This is a genomic window from Microbacterium sp. NPDC078428 (assembly GCF_044542535.1).
Lineage (GTDB): Bacteria > Actinomycetota > Actinomycetes > Actinomycetales > Microbacteriaceae > Microbacterium > Microbacterium limosum.
Genome location: NZ_JBITUP010000006.1, coordinates 223345 through 231866, shown reverse-complemented (window position 1 = coordinate 231866; position 8522 = coordinate 223345). Strand labels below are relative to the sequence as shown.

General features: G+C 66.5%; 8 protein-coding genes. 7 read left to right on the top strand and 1 reads right to left on the bottom strand.

The genetic code is table 11. The features are described 5' to 3' along the window. Nucleotides 1–448 precede the first annotated feature (448 nt). From ACIGCK_RS12520 to ACIGCK_RS12510, 3 genes are read left to right on the top strand one after another with little or no spacing between them, the layout of a single operon-like run. Complete coding sequence (locus ACIGCK_RS12520; protein ID WP_396666468.1) at nt 449–694, top strand: hypothetical protein; 246 nt, start codon at nt 449–451, stop codon at nt 692–694. Further along, nucleotides 691–1680, top strand: a complete 990-nt coding sequence (locus tag ACIGCK_RS12515; RefSeq protein ID WP_396666467.1) for an SRPBCC family protein — start codon at nt 691–693, stop codon at nt 1678–1680. Before ACIGCK_RS12520 ends, ACIGCK_RS12515 begins: the two co-directional genes overlap by 4 nt. Before the next feature lie 30 nt (nt 1681–1710). Beyond that, nucleotides 1711–3531 (top strand): ABC transporter ATP-binding protein, encoded by a 1821-nt coding sequence (locus tag ACIGCK_RS12510; RefSeq protein WP_396666466.1) that lies wholly within the window; start codon nt 1711–1713, stop codon nt 3529–3531. 6 nt (nt 3532–3537) lie between these two features. Here ACIGCK_RS12510 and ACIGCK_RS12505 read toward each other — a convergent pair whose 3' ends face one another. Further along, the gene (locus ACIGCK_RS12505) at nt 3538–3858 is read right to left on the bottom strand and encodes a hypothetical protein (protein WP_396666465.1); all 321 of its coding nucleotides are present in this window, start codon (nt 3856–3858) and stop codon (nt 3538–3540) included. Nucleotides 3859–4064: 206 nt separating this feature from the next. Between ACIGCK_RS12505 and ACIGCK_RS12500 the strand changes: the two genes are divergently transcribed. The 4 genes from ACIGCK_RS12500 to ACIGCK_RS12485 all read left to right on the top strand — a co-directional run bounded on the left by ACIGCK_RS12500 (nt 4065) and on the right by ACIGCK_RS12485 (nt 8451). Next, on the top strand, nt 4065–5540 hold the full coding sequence (locus ACIGCK_RS12500) for an ATP-binding protein (protein ID WP_396666463.1): 1476 nt from the start codon (nt 4065–4067) through the stop codon (nt 5538–5540). A gap of 5 nt (nt 5541–5545) precedes the next feature. Further along, nucleotides 5546–6079, top strand: a complete 534-nt coding sequence (locus ACIGCK_RS12495; RefSeq protein WP_396666461.1) for a hypothetical protein — start codon at nt 5546–5548, stop codon at nt 6077–6079. Further along, nucleotides 6076–7833 carry a type IV secretory system conjugative DNA transfer family protein gene (locus ACIGCK_RS12490; RefSeq protein WP_396666459.1) on the top strand — a complete coding sequence of 586 codons (1758 nt, stop codon included), beginning with the start codon at nt 6076–6078 and terminating at the stop codon, nt 7831–7833. The genes ACIGCK_RS12495 and ACIGCK_RS12490 overlap by 4 nt, the downstream gene beginning before the upstream one ends. 93 nt (nt 7834–7926) lie before the next feature. Beyond that, nucleotides 7927–8451, top strand: coding sequence for a single-stranded DNA-binding protein (locus tag ACIGCK_RS12485; RefSeq protein WP_396666457.1), 525 nt, complete (start codon nt 7927–7929; stop codon nt 8449–8451). Nucleotides 8452–8522: the final 71 nt, after the last annotated feature.

Genomic DNA, 8522 nt, shown 5'->3' with positions numbered 1-8522 from the left:
TGAGCGGCGGAGTAGTGAGCGGAGCACAACTGGCGGATTGACCGTTCATGCACGCGCGCGGTGGCCGGGGCGTCGGCCTCCGTCGCGATTCTGATCGTCATGCAACAAGGCTAGCCGAGGTGCCTCAAACGCACTCACCTGTGTTCGTGCGCGTATGCGCGGTATCGGTCTATAGAAGTGCTCCCGTTCCAGTGAGCCTCCCTTGTTGCTGCGCCGCTTGGGTAGACGTGCTGCCTCCGATATGGCTGGGCGCGTGGTGCGCCACTTTGCGTTGGCCCTGACCCGGCGATGGCTGTTCGGTTGGCTGTGCTCGCCGAAGTTGCGGCACGAGCCGTCCAGGAAGGATGAGTCGATTCTGCGCGGCCGCTCCTTTCGCACTGGCGATCTCCTTCACCCACATCGTGCAACTTAGGTTGACAGATGTGCGCGTGCAACGTAGGTTGACAGCATGGAGTCTTCACAGGTTGCCGAGGTCGCGGCGGACATCACTGATCCGAGGGCGGGGCTGCGGGCTGTCGCGTCGTTGCGGGTGCTTGCGGACACGTTGGAGTTGCGGCAGGTCGAGGCAGCATTGCGGGCGGGGATGACGTGGCAGGAGATCGCCGATGCGCTTGGGGTGAGCCGCCAGGCCGCGCACAAGAAGCATTCCAAGAGGGTCGATCCCTCGATCCCTATGGCCAGGAGGAAGTCATGAGTAAGTTCGTTCAGACCGCGCAGACGAGTCAGGTGCTGTCCTTGACGGCTTTGGAAGAGGCGTCGCGGCAGGGGCTCCGGGAGGCAGACATCGAGCACCTCTTCCTCGCGCTCGTACTGTCAGATCAGGTCGCGGGCCGCGTGCTCCGGGAGATGGGTATCGGCATCGATGATGCGCGCCGGGCGGTGCGCGAGCAGCATGACGCGCAGCTGGCGTCACTGGGCGTGCACTCGGTGCTGCCCGATCCTGGACGGATCGTGTTCCACGAGACCGATGGGTACGAGTTGAAGCAGCGCACCGCTGACCTGATCGGGCGTGCGAGCGGGAAGAGTCGGGATGGCAGCGCGGCGGCAGTGCTCTGTGAACTCCTTGCCGAGCCCAGCGGTCTGATCGCGGATATCTTGCACCGACTCGACGCGACGCCGCAGGAAGTCATGGAACGCCTCGACCGGAGCGTCGCAGGTGGTGTGGCGACAGCGCCTGGGCCGAGCGTGTCGAAGGGTCGGACTACCGGCACGCAGGAGACATTCGTCCCCGCCTCAGCCGCACAGGTCTGGGACTTCCTTGCCGATCCTTTGCGCGTGCCCGAGTGGGAGGTCAGCGTCGGCTCGATCGAGCTCTCGGGCCAGGAGGCGCGCCCTGGCGCGGTATGGGAAGGCCGAGCACCTGAGGCGCGCCCTGACGGGAAGCTCCTGAAGATCAAGCCGCGTTTCCGTCGTCGCCTGATCGAACTCGTGACCGCAGAGGGCCCTCACCGGGCGGCGTGGAGCTTCGTCTATCCCGATGCGCCGCAGAGCCGCCCGATCCTCACCGAGTTCACGCTTGCACCGACGACCGGTGGCACGCAGCTCACCATCACCAGCTCATGGGCCAGGCCCACGGGGTGGCGGCGCTTGGTCGGTGTGCCGTTACGTCCGTTGCAGAAACTCATGGTCTGGCTTCACCTGTTCCAGACCGGCAGCGCCATCAGCCGGGCCTTCCGCTAACACGCACCGAAGACGATCACGAAAGACACGATGAACACCTCTGAATCTCCGAGTGACGATATCGACGACGCGAAGTCGGGCAGCCCGGCGGTCCCGTTCCGGGAAGGTATCGCGCTGTTGTGGTCGTACTCGCGTCCGCATCTGCGAACTCTCATTATCGGCGTGCTGCTGGGGTTGTTTGCGACGGCGATCACGCTTGCGACGCCGATGGTCACCAAGTGGGTGCTCGACTCGCTCGGCACTGATCTCGATCTTGTCGGTCCGGTCACGGTGCTGGTGCTGATCCTGATCGTCGGGATCATCGCGAACCTCGCGCAGAGCGTGCTGCTAGGCAGGCTCTCAGAGCGCATCGTGCTGGATGCTCGCCGTGGCCTGGTCAGCCGGTTCTTCTTGGCTAAGCTGGAACAGATTCAGCGATTCCGGACCGGTGAACTCGTCACCCGCGTGACCAGCGACACGCTGCTCTTGCGGGAGGCGACGACGAACAGTCTCGTGCAACTCATCAACGGCCTGGTGTCCCTGGTCGGAACCATCGTGTTGATGGCGATCCTCGACTGGCCTCTCCTGTTGACCACGCTCCTCGCTCTGGTCGTGGTCGGCGCATTGTTCGGTGTACTCGTCCCGCAGATCGGTAAAGCCGATAAGGGTGCCCAGGATGCCATCGGAGACCTCGGCGCGACATTGGAGGGCGGGGTGCGGGCCCTGCGTACGGTGAAATCCAGCCGCGCGGAGCACCGCGAGATCGCACGGGTGAACACGAAAGCCGAAGAATCTGCCCGGCACGCTATCCGTTCGGTCTGGTTCTCGGCACTGGCCTGGACGGTCGCGGGCGGCGGGATGCAACTGGCGATCATCGTCATCCTCGGCCTCGGCGCGGGACGAGTCGCGCTCGGCGAGCTTGCCGTGTCCACTCTCGTCGCGTTCCTGCTGTACGCCTTCAACATCGTTGACCCGATCACCGCACTGGCCGGGGCATTCGCTACCCTCCAGAGCGGCCTCGCCGCCGCCGCGCGCATCCGCGAGACCGAACACCTCGAACTCGAAGACACGCATGCTCGCCCGGGTGACTCAGCCGCTCACCGGAGCAACCCCGATGCTCCAGTACTCGCGCTCCGTGCGGTCACAGCAGGCTACGCCGACGCAGAAGCGCTCGCGCTGCGCGACGTGACGCTCGCGATCCCGCGCAAGGGGCACGTCGCACTCGTGGGCCCGTCAGGTGCCGGAAAGACCACCGTCTTCTCCCTACTGCTCCGCTTCATCGCCCCCACCGCGGGGCGGCTCGAACTGCACGGCATCCCCTACGACCAGTTGAGCATTGATGATGTCAGGTCCCACATCGCCTACGTCGAACAAGAGACTCCTGTGATCCCCGGCACGGTTCGTGAGAACGTGCTCTTCCGCGCTCCCGACGCCACCGATGACGAAGCATGGGAGGCGCTCGTGTCGGTGCGCCTGGATCAGAAGATTCGATCCCTCAATGGCGGGCTGGACGCGAACATTGCTGAGACCAGTCTCTCTGGTGGGGAGCGTCAACGCCTCGCCGTCGCACGAGCGCTGGTTCGCCGCCCGAATGTGCTGCTGCTGGACGAGGCAACCGCCCAGCTCGACGCGACCACCGAAGCGGCCATCCAAAACGTCATCGCCACCGCTTCGCGAGAGGACGCGGTCGTCACTATCGCCCACCGCCTATCCACCGTACTCGATGCCGACCAGATCATCGTGCTCGAAAACGGTGGTGTGCGAGATGCAGGAACCCACCGCGAACTCCTCACCCGCGACACCCTCTACCAGGAGTTCATCACCGCGCTACGCATCCACACCGATACCGACCTCGCCCCGGCCGAAGCATAGGAACGGTCACAGGATCTCACCCTGAACACGCCACAGCCAGGGGTCACGAGCGCACGCACCGAAGTAGGGCGGTTCACAGTCCGATCCCGCGTTCAGGTTGCAAATCCGGGCCTTGCCACGGATTTCCTCACTCTCGGCGCGGAGCAGCGTTGCGCGTGCGCGGACGTTACGGTGCAGGCTGTGGGCGCGCATCCCGTACTGGTGTGCGCGAGCGTTCTTAGGCCCGTACTCGCGGGCCAAGAGCGCCAGGCGCTCGGAGCTGTGACGTTCACCGGTTGTGGTTCGTTCGGTGTGCGTGGATTCGACAGCGTGGCCGGCGTCGCTCACGCGGGGATCGACCGCTGCTCGCCATTCTGCGACCTGTTCAGCCCATTCGGGTAGTGCGCTGGGGGTTCGTGGCGGTTTGGCCTCCCCCACAGCGCGAAGGTGTGTTCGGATGGTGCCCGCTTCTACGCATACGTGAGCTGGCCACTGTAGAGGGAGGCCGCGGGCACCTCGTGTGAGCACTTGTTGTTCTCACGGAAGGCGCCCGTATGCCACTCCCCGATTCCGGTTCGCTCCACGCGGCACCCTTGGTGTCTCCCCCGAAGGAGCGGCGCCGAGCTCGTTCGGCTCGTCGACGGGCTGCAACTCAGATACGCTTGCAGGCCGACACCTCGCGCCGAGCTGCGGCGCGCGCTCAGGCCGAGGCCGAACGCAAAGAAGCTCGGTCGACTCATTACCTTCCGCGTGCCGGGGAGGCGGGGTCGGCCGCGTTGCGGTCTTGGGGCCGTTTCCGTGTTCCGACGCACCAAGACACCTCCGCGGCGCTCGCGGGTGCGTACCCGTTCCTCGCGGAGGGTGGTCTAGGCAGTGAGGGGGTGTTCGTCGGTCAGGATTTGTACTCGGCGGCGTCGTTCGTGTTCGATCCGTGGCGGCTGTACCAGCAGGGGCTGATCACCGCCCCGAACGCGGTGCTGGCGGGGATCGTCGGGTCGGGGAAGTCGGCGCTGGCGAAAAGCCTGTACACGCGCTCGATCGCGTTCGGGCGGCGCGTGTATGTGGTCGCTGATCCGAAAGGTGAGCACACGAGCGTTGCTGAGGCCGTCGGGGGCCGGGCGATCCGGCTCGGGCATGGACTCCCAGCACGGCTGAACCCGCTGGATGCGGGATACCGGGCGGCAGGCCTCTCGGACGCCGAGTGGTCGACCCAGGTCTCGGCCCGCCGTCGGGATCTCGTCGGCGCACTCGCAGAGACGGTGCTAGATCGTCCGTTGTCGCCGGTGGAGCACACGGCGATCGATATCGCACTGCGAGCTGCGGTGGCGTCATCCGAGGTGCCGATCCTGCCGATGGTCGTCGAGCGCATGCTCGCCCCCGACACGAGAGAAGATACGCGGCTCGAAGAGGACGGGCGGATGGTCGCCCATGCGCTCCGGCGTCTCGTGTACGGGGACCTGAAGGGCATGTTCGATGCGCCGTCGACGGTGGTGTTCGATCCGTCTCTGCCGATGCTGTCGTTGGATTTGTCGCGGGTGTCGGAGTCGAACACGTTGATGTCGGTGCTGATGACGTGCTGTTCGGCGTGGATGGAGTCCGCGTTGCAGGATCCCGCGGGCGGGCAGCGGTGGGTGGTGTACGACGAGGCGTGGCGTCTGATCGGGCACGCCGCGCTGCTGCGGCGGATGGATGCGCAGTGGCGGCTGGCGCGGCATTTCGGGATCGCGAACCTGCTGATCGTACACAAGGTCACCGATCTCGAGACCGGCGGGGATCAGGGGTCGATGCTGCGGGCGCTCGCGTCGAGCTTGCTGGCGAACTCCGAGACTAGGATCGTGTACCGGCAGGAGTCGGATCAGATCGAGGCGACCGGGCGGCTGCTCGGGATGACCGGAACAGAGCGTTCACTCCTGCCGGGGCTGGGCACCGGGCAGGGCCTCTGGAAGATCAAGGAGAGATCTTTCGTCGTTCAGCATCAACTGCATCCAGCGGAACTGGAGATGTTCGATACCCGCGCCAGGATGGGCTGACCGCGATGCCGAGGAAGCTGAGAAATCCGCAGAAATCCGGGCCTCTGCCAGTACCTGTGACTCTACCCCTGGTGGCCGCTGCTGTCCAGGAAGACGGGAGCATCACAGTCACTGTCGACGGGGTGATGCTCATGCAGGGCCCGATCGAGAGAGATGCGCTCGGGCGGGTACTGTCGGCGATCGCGGAAGACAAACGGTCTCCGATCCGCGCGGAGGTGCACGAGGCGGACGGTCACGTGTTCGCGGACATCATCACACCGCCGCCGCCCAGGTCGCGGTTCGCGCCACCGCCCGCCACGTCTCCGGTGCCGCCTCCGGTGCCTGCGGTGCGGCGCCCGGCACTGGTGGAGGTGTCCGGGCAGGGATTCGTGCCTGGTGAGGATGTTGCGGTGCTGGTGATCGTCGCGCATACCTCTGCAGCGGGGACGGGGCTCGCGCGGGCGATCCTGGAACAGGAGCGGCTCCCCGACGATGTGCGGGATGTGCTGTTGTTCGGGGAGGTGTCGGGAACGATCGTCCGGCAGGGAGTGCGGCCATGAACCGGGCTCAGGCGAGACCGGCCAACGATCATCTCCTGAACATCGGGATCGGACTGATGGTGGAGGGGTTCGTGTTCGCGTTGATCCTCCGCGCGGCAGGCACCGTCGCGGCTTGGCTCTCCGGTCTGCCGCTCCCCGAGGTAGGTTTGGCGGCGGGCTTGGGCGTCTTCACCGACCCCCTGCATCCAGGCCTGGCGTTCGGTGTGGAAGAGCTGCATCCGGTGGTGTTCTGGCTCGTCGCTGCCGTCATCCTGACCGCGGTGATCTGGCCGACGGTGTGGGGGTGGCTGCGGTGGCGGGCGAGAGCTGAGCACACCGACCCGCGCCGCCTCAAGGGAACCGCGACCGGGGCCGAGGTCGCGCAGGCGGCGTCGGCGAAGTCGCTGGTGAAGCGGGCATCCACGTTCCGCCCGTCACTGAAAGAGGCGACCGCGGCGGATGTCGGCTACCTGCTGGGCACGTCGCGGGGGCGGCAGGTGTGGGCGACGGTGGAGGACTCGATGCTCGTGATCGGGCCACCGAGATCCGGGAAAGGCATGCATCTGGTCCTGAATGCCATCCTCGATGCGCCTGGCGCGGTGATCACGACGAGCACCCGCCCAGACAACCTCACCGCGACGCTCACAGCCAGGAAGGAGAAGGGCCCGGTGGCGGTGTTTGATCCGCAGCGCCTCGCACCCGGTATCCCGTCGGGGTTGCGCTGGTCGCCGGTGCGGGGCTGCCAGGACCCATTGACGGCCATGATCCGGGCAACCGGGCTGGCATCGGCGATCGGGTTCGGCGGGGTCGACAACGGCGGCTTCTGGGAGGGCAAGGCACGCATGGCGATCCAGGCACTCCTGCACGCCGCCGCCCTCGACGGCCGAGACGCGCGCACGGTCGCCCAGTGGGCGCAGTCTCCGACCACGGCCGGGGATGCGGTGCGGATCCTGCAATCCCATTCCGGGGCGGCGGATGGGTGGGCGGACTCCCTGGATTCGATGATCCAGTCCGACCCCCGCACCAGGGACTCGATCTGGCAGGGCGTCTCCCTCGCGTTCGGTGCGCTCGCTGACCCGCGGGTGCTGGAAGCGGTCACCCCGGGAGAGGACGAGCAGTTCGACCCGGAGAGGTTCCTCCTCGCCAAAGGCACCCTCTATCTCCTCGCCACTGGCGCCGGAGCAGGCGCGTCGGCTGCGCTGGTCGCCGCGTTCATCGAGGACCTGGTGGAGACGGCGCGGCGTATCGCTGCCCGCTCCCCCGGTGCGCGCCTGGATCCGCCGATGTTGATGGCGCTGGACGAGATCGGGAACCTCTCCCCTTTGCCCTCACTGCCGACGCTGATGGCGGAGGGTGGTGGTACGGGGATCACGCCGATGCCGGTGCTGCAGTCGCTCGCGCAGGCGCGGGAGAAGTGGTCGGAGAACGCGGCGAATGCGATCTGGGATGCGTCGATCGTGAAGATCGTGCTCGGCGGCGCCTCGAACAGTCGCGACCTGCACGACCTGTCGCAGCTGGTCGGGGAACGTGACGAGGAGACCGATTCGGTCACCCAGGACGCCTATGGCGGGCATTCCTCGCAGCGGTCGATCCGGCGTGTGCCGGTCCTGCCCCCGGATGTGCTGCGCACTCTCCCGTTCGGGACCGGGGTGATCTTGCTGCGCGCGGCCCGCCCCATCGTCGCAGACCTCCGCCCCTGGACCGCACGGCCGGATGCGGCAGAGCTGAAGGCGGATCGCGCGCGCCTCGAAAAGCAACTGCAGAAAGGCGCCTGACCTCTCTCCTGTCTCCGCTGTGCGGGGTGGGAGGAGCGGTGCACCTGTGGGTGACGGCAGGTGGTGCCGTTTGATCTTGTGAGGAGTTCCCTGATGTCTGATCTTCATACCCAGCAGTCCTTGTCCGGGTTCATCGCGTCCGACCCGATACGCACGTACACCCGAAAAGGCGACGCCCGTTTCTACGCGAAGATCGGGCAGGAGCACTTCCGTGCTGAGACAGACGGGTCGTTCACGAAGCTGGAGACCACGTTCCACGACATGGTCCAGTATCGCAAGGCCGCCGAAGAGGCGTACGCGAGGTTCCGCAAGAATGACTGGTTCATCGCCGAGGGTTATGTGAAGACCTACCGGGACAAGCTGGGTACGGAGAAGGAGGAGTTCGTGGCGAAGAAGCTCGGCCATGACACCGCCCGCACCGACTACGAGGTCGTCCGCAAGGAGCCCACCAGTGCGGAGAAGGCGACCACGATCGCGGCCGCGTTGCAGGCCGCGCAGGATTCCACGGATCAGGTTGTCGGCCACACCGACTCCGGGCCGGCGGTAGCGCCCACGGCGACGACAGCGACCGTGACGGGGCCGCGGGAGCCTGCCTCTGCGGCCGCGGTCGGCCTCTGACCGTACGCGTCCACGGCTTCTTCGACTGCTGGTGGCGGTGCTGCTCCTCCCCGCACCCCCGGGCCGCACCG

Excerpts from the sequence above, each read along its gene's own strand:
- ACIGCK_RS12520 (WP_396666468.1), top strand. The coding sequence starts at position 449 with ATGGAGTCTTCACAGGTTGCCGAGGTCGCGGCGGACATCACTGATCCG.
- ACIGCK_RS12515 (WP_396666467.1), top strand. The coding sequence starts at position 691 with ATGAGTAAGTTCGTTCAGACCGCGCAGACGAGTCAGGTGCTGTCCTTG.
- ACIGCK_RS12510 (WP_396666466.1), top strand. The coding sequence starts at position 1,711 with ATGAACACCTCTGAATCTCCGAGTGACGATATCGACGACGCGAAGTCG.
- ACIGCK_RS12500 (WP_396666463.1), top strand. The coding sequence starts at position 4,065 with ATGCCACTCCCCGATTCCGGTTCGCTCCACGCGGCACCCTTGGTGTCT.
- ACIGCK_RS12495 (WP_396666461.1), top strand. The coding sequence starts at position 5,546 with ATGCCGAGGAAGCTGAGAAATCCGCAGAAATCCGGGCCTCTGCCAGTA.
- ACIGCK_RS12490 (WP_396666459.1), top strand. The coding sequence starts at position 6,076 with ATGAACCGGGCTCAGGCGAGACCGGCCAACGATCATCTCCTGAACATC.
- ACIGCK_RS12485 (WP_396666457.1), top strand. The coding sequence starts at position 7,927 with ATGTCTGATCTTCATACCCAGCAGTCCTTGTCCGGGTTCATCGCGTCC.